Genomic DNA, 20,767 nt, shown 5'->3' on the forward strand with positions numbered 1-20,767 from the left:
GGGCGCCGGGTCGGACACCGCGTTGGCGGCTGCCGACCCGGCGCCCGCACCTCACGAGGCGTACGCGCTGATGGAGTCGAGCTGGAGGGTTGCCGCGCCGGCCGCGCCGCCCGGGTAGAGCGACAGCTGCGTGACCGCGCCCAGGTCGAGCGGGCCGGGGGTGGCCCACGGCGGCGGGGCGAAGGTGTCGAACGGCAGCTCGACGACCCGCGCTCCGGTGCCGCTGAACGTCAGCGTCCGCTCCCAGAAGAACCCGTTGGCGACGAACTGGACGGTCAGTTGCTGCCCGTCGCCGCCCGGCCGGACCCACATCCGCAGCCCGGTGGTGCCCCGCCAGTCCTGCGGGGTCGGCAGGTTGTGGATGACGCCCGCGTATCCGCTGGTACCGGGCGTCCAGCCGAGCAGCATGCTGTGCCCGCTGCCCTCACCGGCCGGGGCGAGGGTCGCCGTTATCGGGTCGCCACCGGTGTTGCGGGGGTAGGCGGCGGCCAGCGCCGCGTCCGACGGGTAGGTGTCGAAGTCGTCGACGACCACGCCGGGCAGGTCGGCGCGGGTGGTGAACGACGCGTCCGCCGTGGTGGCGCCGTACCCGTTGGTGGCGGTGATCCGCACGTGCAGGGTGCTCCCGGCGGGCCAGGCCGTGGTGGGGGTGAAACCGGGGGTACGCAGACCGGAGACCGCGACCAGCGGCGCGCTGAGGTCGGCGTGCACGGAGACGGTCAGCGAGTAGTACGCGGCCCCCGGCGCGGCGGACCAGTCGAGCGCCGCCAGCCGGCTCACCCCGGTGGCGTCGGGCGCCGGTTCGGTCAGCCCGAACGGTCCCGGCGCGCCGGTCGTCACCGCGTCCGACCGGCTGGACAGCGCGACCGAGGTGACCGCGAACCGGGCGTCCCGCCGCCACACCACCCGTACCCCGTCCACCTGGCGCAGTCCGGCGACGGAGAGCGTGTAGCGGTGGTCGCCGACCCGGTCGATCCGGGGCCGCACGGGACGCCAGCCGGTCGTGCCGTCGGCGGACACCTCGACCACCGCACCGGGCCGACCGGTGGAGGCGAGGGTGATCGTGGCGGCGGTGAGGCCCTTGCGCCGATAGCGCAGCTCCCCCGTCACGCCCCGGGCGGGCGCGATCAGGACGCCCTCACCGGCCGGTGCGCGGCGCAGCGAGTCGCTGTGACCGGCGCTGACGAACCAGTCCTCCAGCGGGTCGACCACCCGGTCGCTGGTCGGGTCGGTGGTCACCGGCGCGGAGACGGCTACCGCGGCCCCGGTGGCGTCGACGGCCACCACCCGGTAGGAGACGGTGCCGGCGGGGGTGGTCAGGTCGAACCAGGGAGCGTCGGCGGCGGTCAACGGCTCGGCGCCGCTGACGGTGGCCCAGCTGCCGCCCGGGGCCCGCCGCTGCACGAGGTAGCCGGCCGCACCCGCCGTACCCCGCCAGCGCAGGGTGTTGATGCCGTACTCGGCGTCGATGGCGGTCAGCAGCGGTCGGTCACCGGTCACCGCCGGCGCGGGCCGGCCGGACATCCGGAAGGCGTTGCGGGTCAGGGCCGCCACCGCCTGCCGCATCGCCGGCGTGTCACCCGGATAGTGGACGGTGAAGCCGTCACCGTGCGGCACGAAGCCGTGGTGGTCGTGGTGCGGGAAGAGCGACCAGAACAGCGCGCCGGTGACGTTCGGGTCGGCCGCCACCTGGTCCAGCAGGTCGTCGGTGGCCTGGCCGGAGCCGTACTCGCCGGCGATGAAGACCTTGCCCGCCGCCGTGGCCGCCGCGGCGTCCGCCGCGATGCCCGCGGCGGTGGGCGGGTAGTAGTGCGAGTCGCTGATGTCGACGTACGGGGAGGCCAGGACGGCGGGGTCGACCCCGTGCTGGTTGCCGGCCGCGACGAGCTGCCGAGGGGCGAGACCCTTGACGTAGCCGGCGGTGTCGTCGACCCAGTCGCCGGTCATCCCGTTGAGTTCGTTGCCCAGCTCCCACGCCATGATCGTCGGGTCGTCCGTGTAGGCCGTCCCGGTGTAGCGGTTCACGTGGGTGAGCAGCGTCCGGACGTACTGCTTGAAGGCCGCGCGGGCGGTGGGGTCGGTGTAGAACAGGGCGCCGTCGTTGTCGGTGCTCAGGCCGAGCCAGCGCAGGAAGTCGTACCGGCCGCCGTGGTAGTACTGCCAGTTGTCGGTGAGCGGGATGATCAGCCGGAGTCCCTGCCGGCGGGCCTCGGCGATCGCGTAGTCGATGCGGTCGAAGGCCGCCGGGTCGAACCGGCCGAGGTCGGGCTCCAGCGACCGGGGGTCGCCGGTGGACACGCCGAGGGTGTGGGCACGCACCACCGTGGCGCCCATCCGCTTCGCCGTGGTCAGCCCGTCCCGGATCCGGAAGTACGTGGGGTGGTCCACGGCCGGCGGGTCGGTCGGGTCGACGCCGCCGACGTTCTCGTCCAGGCCCAGCCAGTACGCGTTGGGTCCGGCGAACCGGAACTGTCGCCCGGCGAGGCTCAGCCGGGTGCCGTCGCGGACCACGAACGCCGCCTCGCCGCGTGCGGACGGCGTGCCGGCCGGCTGCTGCCGGTCGGCGGCGCCTGCCGGTACGGCGGACGGGACGGTTGTCGCCAGTACCGCGAGGACCGCGAGGAGCGCGGTCCGGCGGATGCGCAGTGTCATTGTCAACCTCCGCAGCTGTGCCGCCGGGGCCGGCGGCGCCGGAACGGCGACGCATCGATGCCCGGCCGCCGTCCCGGATCACTGAACCGGTTAAGAAACCGGCCGTCAAGCGCGGGAAACGGCGCGTTATTCGAACGTTATCGATCCGGAAACGGGCCGCTGGTTCGGCCGGCGCAGCGCCGGCCGCGGCGACACGCAAACTGAATCGGTTAACATCCCTGGCCGACAACCGGCCCGCCTGCCCGCGCTGTCCGGCCCGCCGCTGCGGGGCCTCCCGGGGCCGACGAGGACGCCCGTAGGATCTGCGGGGTGGACGAGTTGCCTGCCGCTCACGGCTTGTCGACCGAGTGGGCGCGGCTGTCCGTCAGCTACTGCCAGTACGACGTGTTCGCGGTGCCGGGCGCGTCCGGCATGGATGTCTACACCCTCGGCGACGACCTGCTGCACATCCGTGGCCCCAGCCAGCTCACCGGCCTCTGCGGCATCCACACCGGCCCGATCGAGGCACGCGTCCGCGTCCTGCCCGGGCCGCCGGCGCAGGTCGACGCCGACTGGGACGCGATCAGTGAGGCGACCCTCTGGTGTCCCGGCGGACGGCTGTCGGTGTCCGGCCTGATGGGCGGCAGCGCGCCGGCGCTCACCGACGTCGCCGTCCCGCGCGGGCTGATCCGGGTGCGGGTGCACGCCCGCGACCGTCTGCACGAGACCGTACGCACCGACGACGACCCGCCCGAGCAGCACGAGCTGCACGTCTGGGCGGTGTCCGAGGAGATGCCGTGGCGCACCGTGCTGGCCGACCCCGGAGCCCGCGGCTGGCAGCCGAAACCGGCGAAGGCCGCCGAGTGGGCGATGCTGTCACTGGTGCCGCGCCCGTCCCACGGTTCGCGGCTGCTGTCCGACCCCTCCGAGGACGAGGCCGACCTGTCCCGGGTGACGGTGGTCCGGCACCGGCCGGCGCCGGTCGAGGTGTCGGTGGGCGTGCTGCCCGCCGGCGACCTCGCGGTCCGGCTCGAACGGATCGACGCCGGGACCGTCCGCTGGTCGTGGGCCGCCGCCGACGAGCCGATCTTCCCGGAACCGCCGGCCACGCTGCCGGACGACCAGCCGAGCACCGTCCGGCTGACCGTCGGGGCGGACGGCTGCACGCTGCGGCACGAGGGCGTGCTGGGCCGGCACGCCTTCGCCCTCGGCGTGCTCTGGGACCAACTGCTCGACGCGCCGGGGTCGTATCCGTGGCTGGAGACGGTGCGCCGGCAGGCCGCGGAGGCGACCGCGCTGGCCGAGCAGGTCCGCCGCCGGCAGGCCGAGCACGAGGCCGAGCAGTGGGGAGGTGCCCCGCCGTCGGACCGGGTCCGCGGGCTCCTCGGCCAGGCACGGTCCCTGGCCCGGACGGACCGCCCGTTGCTCGACCGGATCGAGGCGCTGCCCGCCGCCCGCCAGCGCGGGACCGCCTGCTGGGCGGCCCGCCGCGCGATGCGGGTGGCCGGCCTGGAGCGGATCGGGTGGATCGCGGACGCGCTCACCGACGCCGAGGCCGGCCGACCCCTGTCCCCTTCCTTCACCGAGCAGGGCGGCACCGCCGCGTACCAGCGGCTCCGGTCCGATCCCGAGGTGCCGCACACCACCGTCCCGCTCCGCAGGGACCGGCCGGCGTCCGGCGCATCCACCGTCACCCGGATTCACCAGCAGAGCGCCGCACTCCCCGCCCTGCTCGCCCTGGCGGACGACGATCCGCTCGCCGCCGCGATCGACGCCGTTTACCACGCGGCGATCGCCTACGGCGACGACCGCGACAGCTTCCTCACCGACGCCCGGGCCGCCCTGCGCTGAGCGCCCGGGTGCGCAGGCTGCGTGCCAGGATCGGGATCATCACCGCCGCGGGGACGAGGTGCAGCCCGAGCAGGGCGGTGACGGTGGCGGTGTCCGCCCCGGTCAGCAGGGGCGGGACCAACGAGATCGCGGTCAACGCCACCGCCGTCCACACGAACCGGTCGGCGGGGCGAGCGCTCCACCGAAGGAGCGCGCCGGCGATGACGACGCCCACGACCGCGAAGAAGCCGGTCACCACCGCGAACCCGGGCAACGGGATCGGTTCGCCACCATCGGGGATCTCGAAGGCGACGCCGGCGGCCCGGGCCACCGCCGCGGCGAGGGTGGTGGCCGCCATCGCCACGAGCGTGGCGCCGAGGCCGATGCCGACGAGCCCACGGAGTCCGTGGCTGCGGCTGGTCCGGCCCGGCGCCGGGCCGGCGACCACCCCGGTGTCGTTCCTGCTGTCCATGTCGGTCCTCCGTCGTTCGTCGCCGGTGGTACGAGGTGCCGGGTGGCGACGCCGGACGCGTCGCGCCACCGCGCCGCGTACCCCGCGGGCGGCGTGGGCGTACGCACCGGGCCTACCGCGTGCCGTCCGCCGGCAGGCGCTCCGGCAGCCCGAGTCGCGCGAACTGGTCGTCGTGGAAGATGACGATCTCGCTGATCGCCCCGCCGGTGACGCGCAGGACGTCGATCGTCAGCGGCAGGTACGCGCCGTCGCGCTCCCGCCAGTGATAGAAGGCGACAGCGGGTTGCCGGTTCACGGCGGTGGGGACGGCCCGCAGACCCGTCAGGCTCTCGAAACCGTCGTCGACCCAGTTCTTCACCACTGCGTCGCGGCCGACGTGCAGGCCCGGCGTGGGCGGCATCGAGAAGCGGACATCGTCCCGCAGCAACGCGGCGAGCCCTGCGACGTCCGTGGCCACGCTGGCGTCGGTGAAGCGGCGTACCAGCTCGCGGGTGCCGGCGTCCCCCTCGCCGCCGGTCCAGTCCTGCCGCTCGGCGGGCAGGTGCTCCCGCATGCCGGCGCGCGCCCGCTGCAGCGCGCTGTTCACCGAGTTGACGGAGTCGCCGAGCAGCTCCGCGACGTCCTTCGCCGGCCAGCCGAGCACGTCCCGCAGGATCAGCACCGCCCGCGGGCGCGGCGCGAGGTGCTGGACCGCGACCAGGTACGCCAGCTCGATCGTCTCCCGCGCGACGGCGACGGTTTCCGGCGCGTCGGCGTCGCCCGCGGGCAGCTCGTCGAGCAGCCGGTCCGGGTAGGGCTGCAACCACCGCACCTCGCCGCCGGTCGCCGGCTCCGGGCGGCACCTGGCGAGCAGGTCCAGGCAGGCGTTCGTGGCGATCCGGTACAGCCAGGCCCGGAACGTCGACCGCCCCGCGCAGGTCTCCCGCCGCCGCCAGGCCCGCAGGAACGTCTCCTGCACGGTGTCCTCGGCGTCCTCGAACGACCCGAGCATCCGGTAGCAGTGCACGTGCAGCTCCCGTCGGTGCTGCTGCGCCAGCCCCGAGAACGCCGGTTCGTCGAGCCGGTCCGGACTGCTCACGCCCCGCTCCTTTCGCCGCGTGTCCGCACTCATCCGGTCATCCTTGTCTCTCGTGGTGTCCCGTCACCCGGTATGACGGGTGCGGGCACGAGAACTCATCACCCGGGCAGCAGGGGATCGTCGCCCTGGGCCGGGTGACGCGTTGCGGGCCGGCGATCGGATCGCCCTCGGGGTCACCGGAACAGCGCGGCGGGGACGACACCGCCGTCCACCGTGTGCTTACCTTCTGACATGCCGCACCCCATCATGTTCGACGAGGCGGACCCGCTCCTGGGCCGGCTGCGGGCGCTCGCCCTGGCCTTCCCCGACGCGGCCGAGAAGATCTCGCACGGGCGTCCCACCTTCTTCACCACCAAGGTCTTCGCCTACTACGGCGGATCCTTGAAGGTCGACGGGGTCTACCGGCCGCACGACCACTCGGTGCTCGTGCTGGTCGACCCCGACGAGCGTACGGCGCTGCTGGCGGAGGAGCGCTGCTATGTGCCGGCCTACCTCGGTGTCGCCGGGTGGGTCGGCGTGGACCTGACCGGTGACACCGACTGGGACGAGATCGAGGAGCTGCTCGACGCCAGCTACCGCCGTACGGCCGGGCCACGCAGGGTTGCCCGGCTCGACTCCCGGGACGCCGGAGGATGACACCGGCCGGGCACGGCGTGTCGTCCGCTCAACACCAGTAGGTGTCGTGGCGGAGGAAGAACGCGGTCCGTTCCTCCTCGCTCAGCGCCGCCAGGTCGCGCAGACCCTCGAAGTACCCCTCCCGAGGAGCGCCCGGCGCGAAGTGCAGCAGCATCGACGCCGGCCGGCCGGACTCGTTGCGGAACGCGTGCACCCCGCCCTCGGGCACGTGGACGAAGTCACCCGGTCCGGTGTCGATCCAGCTCTGGCCGTCGTAGATCCGGATCGTGCCACGCAGGACGTAGAACGACTCGGAGATGCTGCGGTGGAAGTGCGGCCCCGGACCGCTGGGCGCCGGGCCCATGTCCCAGCGGTAGAGGCCGAACTGACCGTTCGTGGTGGCGCCGGTGGCCAGGTAGTGCGCCCCGCCGCCGTCGGCGTGGCGCAGGTCGGGCGCGGTGTCGGCCCTGCGGCAGGTCGCGCTGGTCTCCCCCGTGGCTCCGAGGTGACGCGGCGGCGGGTACGTCATCTGCTGCGCTCCTTCATCGCGACTCGACCGGCTACCGTCCCGCCGGCTGGTAGCGCAGGATGACGACGCCGGAGCTGAGCACAGTCTGCCCGGCCAGGCGCAGGTCCGCCGCGCCGTCGGGCCGGAACAGCAGGTCACCGTCTTCCACCCGCCCCTGGCCCACCAGGATCGGGTGCACCCAGAACCGCAGCTCGTCGACCAGGTCGTGCGCGAGCAGGGTGCGGGCGAGCCGGCCGAAGCCGTACATGAGGATGTCCTTGCCGGGCCGGCGCTTGAGCTCCGTGACCTCCTTGACCACGTCCCCGGCGACGATGGTGGAGTTCTGCCAGTCGGCCCGCTCCAGCGTCGTCGAGACGACGTACTTCGGCAGGCTGTTCATCCGGTCGGCGAAGCCGGCCTCATCGCGGGGCATGCTCGGCCACGCCTGGGCGAACCCCTCGTAGGTCTCCCGCCCGAGCAGCAGGGCGTCGCTGTCGAACAACTGCTCCAGGGCGTACCGCTGCCCCTCCTCGGTCGTGTGGGAGAGCATCCACAGGTGCGGGTTCGCGATGACCCCGTCGAGGGAGACGTAGGTCGAGGCGACCACCCTGCGGTTCGCGCTGTCGTTCATGCTGGTCCTCCCGCTCGTGCCGGCCGGGCCTGGTTGCCGGCCTGCTGTCTGCACGGACACCAGCCTGCGCGCCGGAGGGGGCGACGGACATCCGTGGCGACACGGATCGGGGTACGGAAAGCCGGCACGTACCTCGGGTGCGGGTCCGGGACAATGGTGGCGTGCCCGGTACGACCACCGAACGACCGTCCAGGCGCGAGGCCGAGGTCCTCGCCCTGCTGCGGCTGCGCCTGTCGAACGCGGAGATCGCCGAGCGGCTGTTCATCTCGGTACGCACCGTGGAGAGCCACGTGTCGTCGTTGCTGCGCAAGTTCGGGGTCGCCGACCGGTTCGACCTCACCGCCGCCGAACTGCCGTCCGACGCCCCCGCCCCGGCCCGGTTGGCCGGACTGCCCGACCCACGCACGGCCTTCGTGGGACGCGAACGCGAACGCGACCGGGTGCTCGCCGCACTGCGCCAGCACCGGCTGGTGACCCTGCTGGGTCCCGGCGGGGTCGGCAAGACCAGGCTGGCGGTCGCGGTGGGCACCGCAGCGGCGCCGGCGTTCCCGCACGGCGGGGCATTCATCGACCTCGTACCGGTCCGGGAAGACTTCGTGGCCCAGGCCGTGGCGACCGTGCTCGGGGTCACCGAACAGGTCCAGCAGCCGCTGCTGGCCGCGATCACGGATCGCCTCGGCCGGGGCCGCCGCCTGCTGGTGCTGGACAACTGCGAGCACCTGCTCGACCCGGTGGCCAGTCTCGTGGAGCGGATCCTGTCGGCCTGTCCGGAGGTGACCGTGCTGGTGACCAGCCGCGAGCGGCTCGCCGTACCGGGGGAACAGGTCGTGCCGGTGGCGCCGCTGCCGCTCGGGACGGACGCGGTCACCCTGTTCCTCGACCGGGCCCGGGCGGCCGAGGTCGGCTTCGACCCGGATCCGGCGGTCGTCGTCGAACTCTGCACCCGCCTCGACGGGATGCCGTTGGCGATCGAATTGGCCGCCGCCCGCAGCGCGTCACTGGGCCCCGCGGGCCTGCTGGCCGCACTGGACGACGTGCTGCGCCTGCTGGCAGGTGGGCGCGGGCCCGACCGGCGGCACCGGTCCCTGCGGGCGGTGATCGGCTGGAGCCACGACCTGCTGGACGACGAGGAGCGCCGGCTGTTCCGACGCCTGGCGGTCTTCTCCGGCAGCTTCGACCTGGCCGCCGCGGTGGCGGTCGGTCAGGTCGGGCCGGAGACGGTGGCGGTCGGTCAGGTCGGGCCCGGCGCGGTCGCCGACCTGCTCGGCCGGCTGACGGACAAGAGCCTCCTCGTCCAGCAGCACGGAGTGACCAGCCGCTGGCGCCTGCTGGACACCGTCCGGGCATTCGCCACCGAGCAGTTCGTCGCGGCCGGGGAGGAACCGCTGCTGCGCGAGCGGCACCTCCGCTGGGCCGCCGGGACGGCGGCGGACCTGTGGCGGCGCCGGGCCGAGGACGGCCGGGACGACTTCCCCGCCGTCGCCGACGACCTGCGGGCGGCGTTGACGTACTGCCCGCCGGGGCCGAACCCGCTCGCTCATCAGCTGGCCCGCGCGCTCGGGCACCTCGCGTACGCGCACCGGTTCCTGCTCGAGGCCGCCGACCATTTCGCCCGCGCCGCCGCGCATGCCCCCACCCCGGGCACCGCCGTGCCGGACCTGCGCCACGCAGCCGACTGCCTCGTCATCGCCACCAACCGCAGCCCGCAGCCATTCCGGCACCTGCTGGCCGCCGCGGACCGGGCCGGCGCGGCCGGTGACGGTGACGCCCGGGCGATCACGCTGGCCCGGGCCGTGGAGCTGGCCAACCGGTTCCCCTCGGAGCCGGCCGCCGAGATACCTCAGCAGCGGCTGCGGGACCTGCTCGACCAGGCCACCTCCGCCGGGTCGGTCAACCGGCCCACGGTGGCCGCCGCCCTGACGCTCGGGAACGCATGGGCTGGCGGCGGTAAGTGGCGCGAGCCGGATCCCCGGCTCGCCGCCGACGCGCTCGCGGCCGCCCGGCCGCCGGCGACCCGGTGCTGGTCAGCGCAAGCCTGGAGGCGGTCGGCACGGCGGCGGAGAAGGCGGGCCGGCTACGCGAGGCGCACCGGGTGAGCGGCGAACGCATCGCCCTGCTGCCGGCGCTGTCCCGCGACGACCCGCGCGCCGCGGTGGAGATCGTCGACGCGGTGCACATGGCGGCGTCCTGCGCGATCGCCGCCGGCGACCTGCCGGCGGCCCGGGTCGCCGCCGACCGCGTGCGCCACGACGACCTGATCAGCAACCATCCGTACGCCTCGGCGAGCAAGCTCGTCCCGGTCCTCGCCCTGACCGGGCGGCTCACCGAGGCCGTCGGGCACGCCGGGACCATGTGGGCCGGGTGGCAGCGGGCCGGTGCGTCGCCCGCGCCCTGGCTGTCGCTGGCCGCCCTGACCGCCGCGCTCGCGCACGGCCTGCTCGGCGACGACGACGGCTTCCACCGGTGGCGGGACCGCGCGCTGGAGGTGACCGGTCGACCCGGCACCGAACAGGTGCCGCACCTTCTTCCGGTCCGCACCTTCGTGGACGCGCGGGTCGCCCTGCACACGCTGCGGCTGGACGGTGCTGCGGCGCTGGTGCAGCGCGCGTTCGACGACCACCCACACCACCGGTATGCGCCGTACGCCCGCGCCGCCGCGGCCGAACTCGCCGTCGTCGCCGGCCTGCCGGACGCCGCCGACCGGCTTGCCGCAGCGGGGCCGACCGGTGCCGAGAACGACTGGGCCGCGGCCTGCCTCAGCCGGGCCGCCGGGCGGCTGTACGGCGACGAGGACGCATTGGTCGCCTCCGTGCGGGCCTGGGAACGCATCGACGCGCGGTTCGAGCACGCCTGCACCCTGCTGTTGCTCCCGGAGCGGACGGCCGAGGGGCGGGCGACCCTGGCCGAGCTGACCGGGCCGCCGGCTGCGGGCTAGCTACGCCGACGGCCCTGGCCCCTCCCGGACGGCGGACCGCCAGCCGCCTGGTCATCAACCGGGGGAGCCGGTCGCCGTCACGATCGAGACGGGAGTGCCGAGTTCGACGGTACGGGAGACGGTGCAGAGCCGGTCGTGCGACTGCTGCAACGACCGGGGCAGCGCCTCCCGCGCCCGGTCGCCGTCCGCCCCCGCCGGGAAGGTCACGGTGAACTCGACCCGGATGTTCTGCATCCGGTTCCCGCCGGCCTCGTCCCGGATCTTGTCGCCGGTGACCTCGACGGCGAACCCGGTCGGCTCGGCACGGCGACTGGTGATGTGGTCCACGTCGATCGCCGTACATCCGCCGATGGCCGCCAGCAGTAGTTCCACCGGCGTGAAACTGTCGTCCCCACCCGCACCCATCGACATCGACCCGCCGCGCCCGTTCCGCACGACGTACTGCCCCACGCTGGTGCGCTCGATCTCGACCGAGCGGACGGTGTCCTCACTCATGACAGCCAACCTACTCAGGCGGGACGGGACGCTCCCGGGCGGGCGGGAATCCGGTCGATGATCGCCGTACCGGCTGTTAGCGTCACGGCGGTGTTCACCACCGACCGGGTCCGGCTGCGCCCGCCCACCCCCGACGACGCGTCCCACCTGTTCCGCCTGCACGGTGACCCCGAGCTGCACCTGATCACCGGCGGCGACCCGTTCGTGCCCCGCCACGTCGACCAGGTGCGGGCCCGGCTGGAGAAACAGGTAGCCGAGCCGCCGGACGGCGGGACCGCGGTGTCGCTGCTGGCCGAGTCCGTGGCCGACGGCACGTTCCTGGGCAGCAGCGTGCTGTGGGGCATCAACGCGTTCAACCGGTACGCCCACCTCGGCGTCACGCTGCTTCCCGAGGCCCGCGGCCAGGGTTACGGGACCGAGGTGGTCCGGCTGCTCTGCCGGTACGGCTTCCGCAACCGCAACCTGCGCCGGCTGGAGCTGGAGACGCTGGCCAGCAACACCGCCATGCGGCGGACCGCGCAGAAGTGCGGCTTCGTTCACGAGGGCACCCAGCGGGAGCGCGAGTACGACGGCGACGGCTTCGCCGACCTGGTGATCTACGGCCTGCTGCGGCGGGACTGGACACCGTGACCGGCGGTCCCCGGGGGCGGACGCCCGCCCCCGGGGACAGTGGGACCATCGCGGCTCAGTCGGCCAACACGGCCGCCTCGGGCACCTTCTCGTCGCTCGGCTGCCGCTCGGCCGCCGGCAGCAGCAACTCCAGCAGGAGGATCAGCACCGAGGCGACGGTCAGCGCACCACCGATCAGGAACCCGGCGCGCGCGTCGAACGGCCCCAGCAGCACACCACCGACCAGGGCACCGAGGGCCACCCCGATGTTGAACGCGGCGGAGTTCGCCGCGAACCCGATCTCGGTGCGACCCGGTGCCACCCGCAGGATCTGCGCCTGCGTCGCCATGAAGACCGGCGCGGCGGAGCCGCCCAGCACGGCCAGCAGGATCACGACCGCGACCTGGTTACGGGCCAGCAGGCCGAGGCCGAGCAGCGCGACCGCCTGCACGCCGACGGTCAGGAACAACGATCCCCGGGGCATCCGGTCCAGCAGTGACCCGACCCCCACCACGCCCGCCGTGCCCGCCGCGCCGAAGACGAAGAGCATCACCCCGACGGTGTGCTCGGCGAATCCGGAGAGGTCGGTGAGGAAGTCGGTGATGTAGGTGAAGCCGGCGAACATGCCGGTGACCGAGAGGGCGGTGGTGGCGATGACGATGGCGAACCGGCGACCGTCCGGGTGGGAGCCGAAGGCGCCGTGGCTCTCCTCCGGCCGGGTGGTCGGCAGGAGCGTCGCCACGACCACGAGGGACACCAGGGCGAGCACGCTGAGCACGAAGAACGGCACCTGCCAGCGGCTGTGCTGGCCGAGCCAGGTGCCGGCGGGAACGCCCAGCACCGTGGCCAGCGACCCGCAGACCGACATCACCGCGATGACCCGGCCCCGGCGCTCCGGGGAGAACAGCCCCACCGCCGTCGGGCCGAGGACCGCCCAGAACAGCGCCTGGGCGATCGCGGTGGTGACCCGGGCGCCGAAGAGGATTGGATAGGAGCGGACCAGCACCGAGGCGAGCGTGCTGACCACCAGCACGGCGAGCAGTCCACTCAGGACGTGCCGGCGCGGCATGCGCCGGGTCGCGTACGCCAGGGGCAGGGAGAGCAGCGCGACGGTGAGGCCGTAACCGGTGACGAGGAAACCCGCGGACGGCAGGGACACGTCGAGGTCCGCCGAGATGAGACTGAGCAGACCGATCGGCAAGTTCTCGGTGGTGTTGAAGACGAATGCCGACAGGGCCAGGGCAGCCAGGACGGTGACCCGGCTCCAGAGCGTTGACCGCATGCGGAGGGAGCTCCTCTCGTGGAATCGATTCACGCGCTCGTCACCTGTCGTCCGCCGTCCAGCACCCGTCGGACCAGCGCACCCATCGCGGTCAGAGCGTCACCACGCCAGATCGTATAGTGATCACCGGTGATCGCGTAGTCGTGCAGGCCGGCGGCGAGTTCCCGCCAGCGGCCGACGTCCGTCGATGACTCCGTCGCCCGGATCAGCGTCACCGGCCCCGGATAGCCGCCGACCGGCCGCCAGGAGCCGAGGAGGCGCAGGTGGGCGGCGAAGGGCCGGTAGCGGTCGTGCAGGAATTCGGCGTCGCACTCGGCCGGCAGCACTCCGGCCCGGACGACGGCGGCGAAGACGTCGTCGGGTCCGGCGTCCTCGGGTGCCCGGGCGAGGGCCGCCCGGATCGGCCCGCGGGGCAGGCCGCCCAGCTCGGCGAGGTCCCGCACCAGCAGCCGCGCCGCCGTCCCCGGCGGCGGCACGGCGAGCGGGCCGGGTGCCGGCGGGTCGACCAGGATCAGCCCACCGACGGGCACCCCGGCGTCGGCCAGCCGCCTCGCCAGGTCGTACGCGACGACGGCCCCCATCGACCAGCCCAGCAGCGCCACCGGGCGGCCCGCCCGGTGGTGGTGCAGCGCGGCCAGGTACCGCGCCGAGTGGGCCGGCACCGAGTCGAGCGGTTCCTCGTCGTTGTGGAAGCCCGGCGCCTCCAAGGCGTAGACGGGCTGCTCGGGGTCCAGCAGCGGCACCAGGGCCCGATAGCCGTACGGCGATCCGGAGATCGGCGGCGCGCAGAACAGCGGCACCCGGCTGCCGTCCGGCCGCAACGGCAGTACCGGGTCGAAGCTGTCGATCACGACCGGCCCCCGTCCGTGGACGCGGCGAGGCCGTCGATGTGCGCGGCGATCGCCCGGACGGTCGATGTCCCGTAGAGCTGACGCAGGTTGAGCTTGACGCCGAACTCGCGGGTGACGCGGCTGATGACGCGCATCGCCTGGAGCGACGAACCACCGAGTTCGAACAGGTTGCCGTCCGCGCCCACCTCGCTCCGGCCCAGCACGTCGGCGAAGATCCGGACCAGGGTCACCTCGGTCGGGGTGGCCGCGGCGACGGTCCCCGCGTCGGCGTCGGCGTCGTCGGCCGGGTCCGGCAGGGCGGCCCGGTCCACCTTGGCCGAGGCGGTCATCGGCAGCTCGTCGAGGAACACCCAGGCGGTGGGGATCATCGGCGGCGGCAGGATCCCGGCGAGGAACTCCCGCAACCCGGCGGGGGTGGGCCGCGCCGTCCCCTCGGGCACGAGGTAGCCGACCAGCCGCTGACCGACGTGCGGGTCGGCGCGGACGGCCACCACGGCCAGCCGGATCCCGGGATGGGTGAGCAGGGCCGACTCGATCTCGCCCGGTTCGATCCGGATGCCGTGCAGCTTCACCTGCTGATCGGTGCGGCCGAGGTACTCCAGCTCCCCGTCGGCGTTCCACCGGACGAGGTCTCCGCTGCGGTAGATCCGGCCGCCGGGCCGGAACGGGTCGGCGGCGAACCGTTCCGCCGTGAGCTCCGGCCGGTCGAGGTAGCCGCGGGCCAGGCCGGCGCCACCGATGAGCAGTTCCCCGGGTACGCCACGCGGCACGAGCCGGTCGGCCGGGTTGACCACGTACAGTCGGCGGCCCGGATGCGGCCGCCCGATCGGCGGTGGTGTCCGTGACGGCTGCGACCCGCAGTCGTGATCGGTGCAGGCGACGGCGACCTCGGTCGGACCGTAGACGTTGAGCAGCCGGCGGCCGGGGCGGATCCAGGCGTTCGCCAGCTCCGCCGACAGGGCCTCACCGATGCTGACGACCCGACTCAGCGCGGGGTAGGGGTCGGTCTCCAACAGACCCAGCACGGTCGGGGTCAGCGCGACGCAGGTGACGTTCTCGCGCCGGATCAGCGCCGCCACCTCCGTCGGCGACTCGGCCTGCTCCGGTGCCACCAGCACGAGGGTGGCCCCGGCGAGCAGGCTGGCGAAGATCTCCCCCAGGGAGACGTCGAAGGTGAGTGCCGCGAACTGCAGGACCCGGTCACCGGGGCGCAGGCCGAGCAGGTCGATGTAGTGCGCGGCGTACAGGCCCATCGCACCGTGCTCGACCTGGACGCCCTTGGGGCCACCGGTGGACCCGGAGGTGTAGATCAGGTAGGCGAGCGAGTCGGGACCGACCGGGTCGGCCTCCGCAGTCTCCCCGCCGGCATCCTCGTCGGCCGGCTCGTCGAGCAGCAGCACCGCCCCACCGGCCGGCTCGGGCAGCCGGTCGGCGAACGCCCGGCGGGTGATCACGACTCGGGCGCCGGCGTCCCGGACGAGACGCGCCGTCCGCTCGGCGGGGTTGCGCGGGTCGAGCGGGGCGATCGCCCCGCCCGCCGCCAGCACCCCCAGCATGGCGGGCAGGACGTCGAGGTCACGGTCCAGGACGAGCGCCACCACGTCCTGCCGGCGTACGCCCCGGGCGCGCAACCGGCGGGCCAGCCGCTCGGCCTGCGCCCACAGCTCGCCGTAGCTCAGCTGCCGGTCCCGGCAGATCGCCGCGACGGCGTCCGGGGCGGCCGCGGCGGTCGCCGCGATACCGGCGTGCAGCGGCCGGGTCGGGACGACGGCCGGGCCGCCGTCGCCCAACCGGAGCAGCGCCTGCTGCTCGGCCCCGGTCAGCAGCGACAGTCGTGACAGCGGGGTGGACAGTTCACCGGGCAGCGCCCGCAGAACCCGCTCCACGTGGTCGGCCAGGGCCTCGGCCCGCCACTGGTCGAACAGGTCGGTCGCGTACTCGACGTGCATCCCCAGCGTGTCCCCGGCGAGGGTGAAGTCCACCGACAGGTCGAACTGGGCGCGGCCGGAGGGGGGCACGAGTCGCGCGGCGTCGACGCCCGGCAGGTCGAGACCGTCCCCGGTGGTGCCGTCGCCGAGCAGTTGGGTGGCGACCTGGAAGAGCGGGTTGCGGGACGGGTCGCGCAGCGGGCGCACCCGCTCGACGACCTTCTCGAACGGCACCTCCTCGTGGTCGTACAGGGAGAAGCTGGCGTCGGTGACCCGGGTCAGCAGTTCGCCGAGGGTGGGGTCGCCGGTGAGGTCCAGGCGCAGCACCACCATGTTCACGAAGAGGCCGACCACGTCCTCCAGCTCCGGGTCGGCCCGACCGAGCATGGGTACGCCGAGCGGGACGTCCTCCCGCCGGGAGTGGGCGTGCAGCACCGCGGCCAGCCCGGTGGTCAGCACCATGAACAGCGAGGCGTTGGCCTCGCCGGCCACCTTCCGCAGCCCGGCGAGCAGCTCGCCGTCGAGCCGGCGGACCACCGTACCGCCGCGCTGGCTGGGCACCGGCGGCCGGGGCCGGTCGGCCGGCAGGTCCAGGGTGGGCAGTCCACGCAGCGTCTCCTCCCAGTGGCGGAGCCCCTGCGCCAGGGCGTCGTCGGTCAGCCGCTCGGCGTGCGCGCGCACGTAGCCGGCGAAGTCCGAGCGCGGCGCGGGCAGCCGTGGCACCTCACCCGCGACGAGGGCACGGTAGGCCGCGGAGAGGTCCCGCTGGATGATCCCGGTCGACCAGCCGTCGGTGACCACGTGATGGAAGCCGAGCACCAGGATGTGGTCGGCCTCGTCGACCCGGATCAGCCGGAACCGGTACAGCGGGCCGACGTGCAGGTCGAAGAGCGCGGTGACCTCCGTGTGCAGCGCGGCGGCGATCGCCTCGTCGCGGTCACCGGAGGCGACGGCGGGCAGGTCGACCACGTCGAGGTCGGCCTCCTCCGGGGGTGGGCCGATCACCTGGTACGGCACGCCGTCGCTGACGGCGAAGCGGGTCCGCAGCCCGTCGTGCCGGGCCAGCAGCACGGTCAACGCGCCGCGCAGTGCGCGGGCGTCCACCGGGCCGCGGAGCCGGTAGATCAGTGGACTGTTGTAGGTGGACTCACCCGGACTGAGCTGGTCGATGATCCACAGTTGCCGCTGCGCGGGGGTGAGCGGCAGCCGTACCTCGTGGCGGGGCGTCGTCATGGCGGTCCTCCGTCGGTATGTTGAGAAGCGCCGATGTCGCGGGGTGCTCGGGCGCTGTCGGACCCCCGGCGTCGGGGCGTCGTGATCGGGAAGGCGGGGCAATGGTGCGGGAACCAGTCGCGGAGATCGCTGGGCTGTTCGACGTGTACCAGAGCGGGGTGGTCTTCCACTGCCTCTGCGCGGTCACCCGGCTCGGCGTGCCCGACCGGCTCGGCGAGGATCCCCGGCCGGTGAGCGAGGTCGCGGCGGCGGTGGACGCCGACGTCGACGCGCTCCGGCGGGTGCTGCGGCTGCTGGCCGGGCACCAGCTGGTCGAGTTCGACCCCGGCACCGACCGGGTGAGCCTCACCGGACGCGGGATGCTGCTGCGCCGGGACCATCCGCTGTCGCTCGCCGCGACCTTCGCCACGCTGGGCGTCTCCGATGTGGCGCACCGGACGGCGGACGCGCTGCGTACCGGGCGGGCGGCCGCTCCGGTGGCGCTCGGGACGGACTTCTGGTCCTTCCTCGCCGCCCGACCGGACCGGCAGGCGGTCTTCAGCCGGGCGATGGCCGAGCAGGCGCGGCTGCTCTCCCTGCCCTGCGTCGACCTCGTCGACTGGCCCGCCGAGGGGGTGGTCGTGGATCTCGGCGGCGGTACGGGCGCGCTGCTGGCCGCGGTGCTGGACACCGCGCCCGGGCTGCGCGGCGTGCTGGTGGACCAGCCGCAGGTGCTCGACCGGTCCCGTGCCGCCGTCGCCGAGCGGGGCCTCGCCGACCGGTGCGAGGTCCGGGCCGGCGACCTGTTCGACCCGGCTCCCGTCGGTGACGTGTACGTGCTGTCGCGGGTGCTGCACGACTGGGACGACGAGGCCGTGGTGCGGATCCTGTCCGCCGCGGCGGCCGACGCCCCGGCCGGCGCGCGCCTGGTCGTCTTCGAGGACGTGCTGCCCGAGGACGGGTCGGCCTCGGCGGCGCAGGCCTGGGCGGACATCGCGATGATGCTGTTGTACGAGGGTGCCCGCGAACGCACCGCCGAGCAGTACCGCACGCTGCTGGACCGTGCCGGCTGGCAGTTGACCGAGACGGTGCCGGGACCGCCGGGGATGCACGTCATCGACGCGGTCCGGCGGCCGGGCTGACGGCGTCGACCACCGGGTCGAGGACCACGTCCAGCCGTTGCAGGCCGTTGAGGAAGTTGGACGCCAGCCGGTCCGGCTCCGCCACCTCGTGGAACTGCGCGACCTGACCGAGCAGGGCCGCCAGCACGCAGCGCAGCTCCAGCCGGGCCAGCGCGGCGCCCACGCAGTAGTGCGGCCCACCGCCGAACCCGAGGTGCTGGTTGGGCCGCCGGTCGACGAGGAACCGGTCCGGCTCCGGGAAGACCTCCTCGTCCCGGTTGCAGGACGGCAGCCAGACGACGACCCGGTCACCCTCGGCGATGTGCGCGTCGCCGAGCCTGGTCGGCCTGGTCGCGGTACGCATGGCGTGCCCCGGCGGCGAGGTGTAGCGGAGGATCTCCTCGACCGCGCTGTCCAGCAGTGCCGGGTCCGCGCGCAGCCGTCGCCACTGCTCGGGGTGACGCGCGAAGGCGAGCACGGCACCGGAGATGGCGTGCGGGGTGGTCTCCAGGCCACCGTTGAGCAGGCCGACGCAGTTGAGCACGACCTCGTCGTCGGTCAGTGGACGACCGCCGTGCACGGAGTTCGCCAGTGTGGACACGACGTCGTCGCCCGGGTCGGCGCGTCGCTGCTCCAGCAGCTCGAAGAAGTAGTCGAAGACGCCGGCGTGGGCGGCGGCCCGCTCCGCCGCCGCGGCAGGTGAGGTGTCGGCGTCGTCGAAGCCGGCGGCGGTCAGCGCGGCCAGCTCGTCCCGGTCCTGCGCCGGCACGCCCATCATGGTGAACAGCACCCAGGACGGCACGAGGAGCGCCAGCTCCGCGACGATGTCGACCGGCCCGTCCCGGGCCACCAGGTCCCGCAGCCGGCGCTCGACGGTGTCGCGCAGGCCCGGGGCCAGGCCGGCGAGCTGCCGGCCGGCGAACCACCGGGCGTGGGCGGGGCGCAGCCGCTGGTGGTCCACCCCGTCCGAGACGACCAGCATCCGACCGCTGGCGGCCGCCACCGCCGCGGGGCGCGCGCCCAGGCGCATCCCGCGGGTCGAGGTGAAGGTCTCCGGCTCCCGCAGCACCTCCCGGCCCGGGCGGTACGCGGTGACCGACCAGAAGCCCTCACCCTCCGGGTCGGTCCAGGCGACCGGGTGCCTCCGGCGGGCCTCCCGGGTGACCTCCAGGAACCGGTCCCCGGTGAAGAAGTGCGGGTCCGCCAGGTTCACCTCCGACCCGCCCGCGGTGAACAGTGGAGTGCGATCGGTCACAATTCCCTCCGAGTTTCCGCCATTCAGGTAATGCAATTATCGCCGTTCCCCCGCGATGCCGGGAACGGCTTTTTCTCGCATTCTTCCACCCACAGCCACTAGCAATTCCACAGAGACCTCCTACAATTGATTCATCGGGCACCTGACAATCCGATAGGCGACGGGTGAGCGGCAGTCACGCGCAACGTCGCCCGTGGCACGGCAACGCCACGCCGACCGTCGCGACACGACGACGACCGCCGCACCGGCGCATCCGGCAGCAGCCCCGGCCCGGTCCGCCGGCCACGAGCCGGCCGAGGGCGCGACACGCGGGACCGGCCCGGCCCGGACGCACGATCGACAAGTGGGAGAGGGAAGCCACCATGTTCGAAGAAGCCACCGTCTACTCGCCCGTGATCCGGCAGGAGAACGGGACGGTCTCGGTGATATTCGCCCGTGAACACCCCGGCTCCGAGGACGCCGACTACCAGCGTCACCGCGCCCGGATCGCGGAACTGGCCCTGACGTACCGGACCGGCGACCCGGTGCCGGAGGTGGACTACACCGCCGAGGAGGTCGCCCTCTGGCGGCAGGTCGTCGCCGACCTGCAGGAGAAGCACCGCCGGTACGCCGCACCGGAGTTCCTCGACGGGTCGCGGCGGCTCGACCTGCCGACGGACCGGCTGCCGCAACTGCGGGAGGTCTCCGGCCGGCTGCGCACACTGACCGGGTTCCACTTCACGCCGGCGGCCGGCATCGTGGGGCTGCGCGAGTTCTACGGCTCGCTGGCCGAGGGGCGGTTCCAGGCCACCCAGTACATCCGGCACTGCTCGATGCCGTACTTCTCGCCGGAGCCGGACATGATGCACGAGGTCGTCGGGCACGGGAACGCCCTGGCCAACGACCGCCTGGCCACGCTGTACCGCCGGGTCGGTCGGACCGCGTGCCGCGCGGGCAGCCGGGCGGCGCTCGAGGTGCTGTCGCAGGTCTTCTGGTTCACCCTGGAGTACGGCCTGGTGCTGGTGGACGGCGAGCCCAAGGCGTACGGCGCCAGCCTGCTCTCCTCGGTCGGCGAGCTGGAGCAGTTCCGCAGCTCGGCGGAGATTCGACCGCTGGACGTGGCCGCGATCGTCGAGCAGAGCTACACGGTGCAGAACTTCCAGCCGGTGCTCTTCTGCGCCGAGTCGTTCGGTCACCTGGAGGCGTTCTACGACGAGTTCCTGCCCGCCGTGGAGGCCGGCGAGCCGGCGCTGACCGGCTCCTGAGCAACGGGCGCGGCCCCGCCGGCCGGCCGGTGTGCGACACCGGGCCGGTCGGCCGGGCCGGTCGCCCGCC

General features: G+C 73.9%; 17 protein-coding genes. 7 read left to right on the plus strand and 10 right to left on the minus strand.

Translation table 11 applies throughout. From position 1 onward, the window contains the following. Positions 1–51 precede the first annotated feature (51 nt). Entirely contained in the window at positions 52–2,652 is a 2,601-nt protein-coding gene (locus MRQ36_RS31430; RefSeq protein WP_242800345.1) for a cellulase family glycosylhydrolase, read from the minus strand. A 309-nt stretch (positions 2,653–2,961) separates the two neighbouring features. On the opposite strand from MRQ36_RS31430, the gene MRQ36_RS31435 reads away from it, so the two are divergent. Beyond that, positions 2,962–4,482, plus strand: coding sequence for a hypothetical protein (locus MRQ36_RS31435; protein ID WP_242800346.1), 1,521 nt, complete (start codon positions 2,962–2,964; stop codon positions 4,480–4,482). On the opposite strand, the gene MRQ36_RS31440 is transcribed toward MRQ36_RS31435, so the two are convergent. Both MRQ36_RS31440 and MRQ36_RS31445 read right to left on the minus strand, forming a co-directional pair. After that, entirely contained in the window at positions 4,454–4,933 is a 480-nt protein-coding gene (locus MRQ36_RS31440) for a DUF6069 family protein (protein ID WP_242800347.1), read from the minus strand. The two genes, MRQ36_RS31435 and MRQ36_RS31440, sit on opposite strands and share 29 nt — an antisense overlap. 112 nt (positions 4,934–5,045) lie before the next feature. Then, positions 5,046–6,044, minus strand: coding sequence for an RNA polymerase subunit sigma-70 (locus MRQ36_RS31445; protein ID WP_242800348.1), 999 nt, complete (start codon positions 6,042–6,044; stop codon positions 5,046–5,048). 198 nt (positions 6,045–6,242) lie between these two features. Between MRQ36_RS31445 and MRQ36_RS31450 the strand changes: the two genes are divergently transcribed. Further along, a complete protein-coding gene (locus MRQ36_RS31450) occupies positions 6,243–6,647 on the plus strand; it encodes an MmcQ/YjbR family DNA-binding protein (protein WP_242800349.1) in 405 nt (134 codons plus the stop codon). A gap of 28 nt (positions 6,648–6,675) precedes the next feature. Here MRQ36_RS31450 and MRQ36_RS31455 read toward each other — a convergent pair whose 3' ends face one another. Beyond that, positions 6,676–7,155, minus strand: coding sequence for a cupin domain-containing protein (locus MRQ36_RS31455; RefSeq protein WP_242800350.1), 480 nt, complete (start codon positions 7,153–7,155; stop codon positions 6,676–6,678). A gap of 31 nt (positions 7,156–7,186) precedes the next feature. Continuing rightward, on the minus strand, positions 7,187–7,765 hold the full coding sequence (locus MRQ36_RS31460; RefSeq protein WP_242800351.1) for a dihydrofolate reductase family protein: 579 nt from the start codon (positions 7,763–7,765) through the stop codon (positions 7,187–7,189). Positions 7,766–7,926: 161 nt separating this feature from the next. On the opposite strand from MRQ36_RS31460, the gene MRQ36_RS31465 reads away from it, so the two are divergent. Next, entirely contained in the window at positions 7,927–9,861 is a 1,935-nt protein-coding gene (locus MRQ36_RS31465; RefSeq protein WP_242800352.1) for a LuxR C-terminal-related transcriptional regulator, read from the plus strand. Further along, on the plus strand, positions 9,783–10,700 hold the full coding sequence (locus MRQ36_RS31470; RefSeq protein ID WP_242800353.1) for a hypothetical protein: 918 nt from the start codon (positions 9,783–9,785) through the stop codon (positions 10,698–10,700). Before MRQ36_RS31465 ends, MRQ36_RS31470 begins: the two co-directional genes overlap by 79 nt. Positions 10,701–10,754: 54 nt before the next feature. Here the strand turns inward: MRQ36_RS31470 and MRQ36_RS31475 are convergent, their stop codons facing one another. Continuing rightward, on the minus strand, positions 10,755–11,195 hold the full coding sequence (locus tag MRQ36_RS31475; RefSeq protein WP_242800354.1) for an OsmC family protein: 441 nt from the start codon (positions 11,193–11,195) through the stop codon (positions 10,755–10,757). 90 nt (positions 11,196–11,285) lie between these two features. Here MRQ36_RS31475 and MRQ36_RS31480 point away from each other — a divergent pair, with 90 nt between their 5' ends. Beyond that, positions 11,286–11,825, plus strand: coding sequence for a GNAT family N-acetyltransferase (locus MRQ36_RS31480; protein WP_242800355.1), 540 nt, complete (start codon positions 11,286–11,288; stop codon positions 11,823–11,825). A 55-nt stretch (positions 11,826–11,880) separates the two neighbouring features. Here MRQ36_RS31480 and MRQ36_RS31485 read toward each other — a convergent pair whose 3' ends face one another. From MRQ36_RS31485 to MRQ36_RS31495, 3 genes are read right to left on the minus strand one after another with little or no spacing between them, the layout of a single operon-like run. Further along, positions 11,881–13,086, minus strand: a complete 1,206-nt coding sequence (locus MRQ36_RS31485) for an MFS transporter (RefSeq protein WP_242800356.1) — start codon at positions 13,084–13,086, stop codon at positions 11,881–11,883. 29 nt (positions 13,087–13,115) lie between these two features. Continuing rightward, positions 13,116–13,937, minus strand: a complete 822-nt coding sequence (locus tag MRQ36_RS31490; protein ID WP_242800357.1) for an alpha/beta fold hydrolase — start codon at positions 13,935–13,937, stop codon at positions 13,116–13,118. Then, on the minus strand, positions 13,934–17,098 hold the full coding sequence (locus MRQ36_RS31495) for an amino acid adenylation domain-containing protein (protein WP_242800358.1): 3,165 nt from the start codon (positions 17,096–17,098) through the stop codon (positions 13,934–13,936). Before MRQ36_RS31495 ends, MRQ36_RS31490 begins: the two co-directional genes overlap by 4 nt. A gap of 101 nt (positions 17,099–17,199) precedes the next feature. On the opposite strand from MRQ36_RS31495, the gene MRQ36_RS31500 reads away from it, so the two are divergent. Then, the gene (locus MRQ36_RS31500) at positions 17,200–18,219 is read left to right on the plus strand and encodes a methyltransferase (protein ID WP_242800359.1); all 1,020 of its coding nucleotides are present in this window, start codon (positions 17,200–17,202) and stop codon (positions 18,217–18,219) included. Here MRQ36_RS31500 and MRQ36_RS34230 read toward each other — a convergent pair. Further along, entirely contained in the window at positions 18,191–19,453 is a 1,263-nt protein-coding gene (locus tag MRQ36_RS34230) for a cytochrome P450 (RefSeq protein WP_242800360.1), read from the minus strand. The genes MRQ36_RS31500 and MRQ36_RS34230 overlap by 29 nt on opposite strands. A gap of 362 nt (positions 19,454–19,815) precedes the next feature. Here MRQ36_RS34230 and MRQ36_RS31510 point away from each other — a divergent pair, with 362 nt between their 5' ends. Next, on the plus strand, positions 19,816–20,697 hold the full coding sequence (locus MRQ36_RS31510; RefSeq protein WP_242800361.1) for a phenylalanine 4-monooxygenase: 882 nt from the start codon (positions 19,816–19,818) through the stop codon (positions 20,695–20,697). The last annotated feature ends 70 nt before the right edge of the window (positions 20,698–20,767 follow it).

The organism is Micromonospora sp. R77, assembly GCF_022747945.1.
Lineage (GTDB): Bacteria > Actinomycetota > Actinomycetes > Mycobacteriales > Micromonosporaceae > Micromonospora.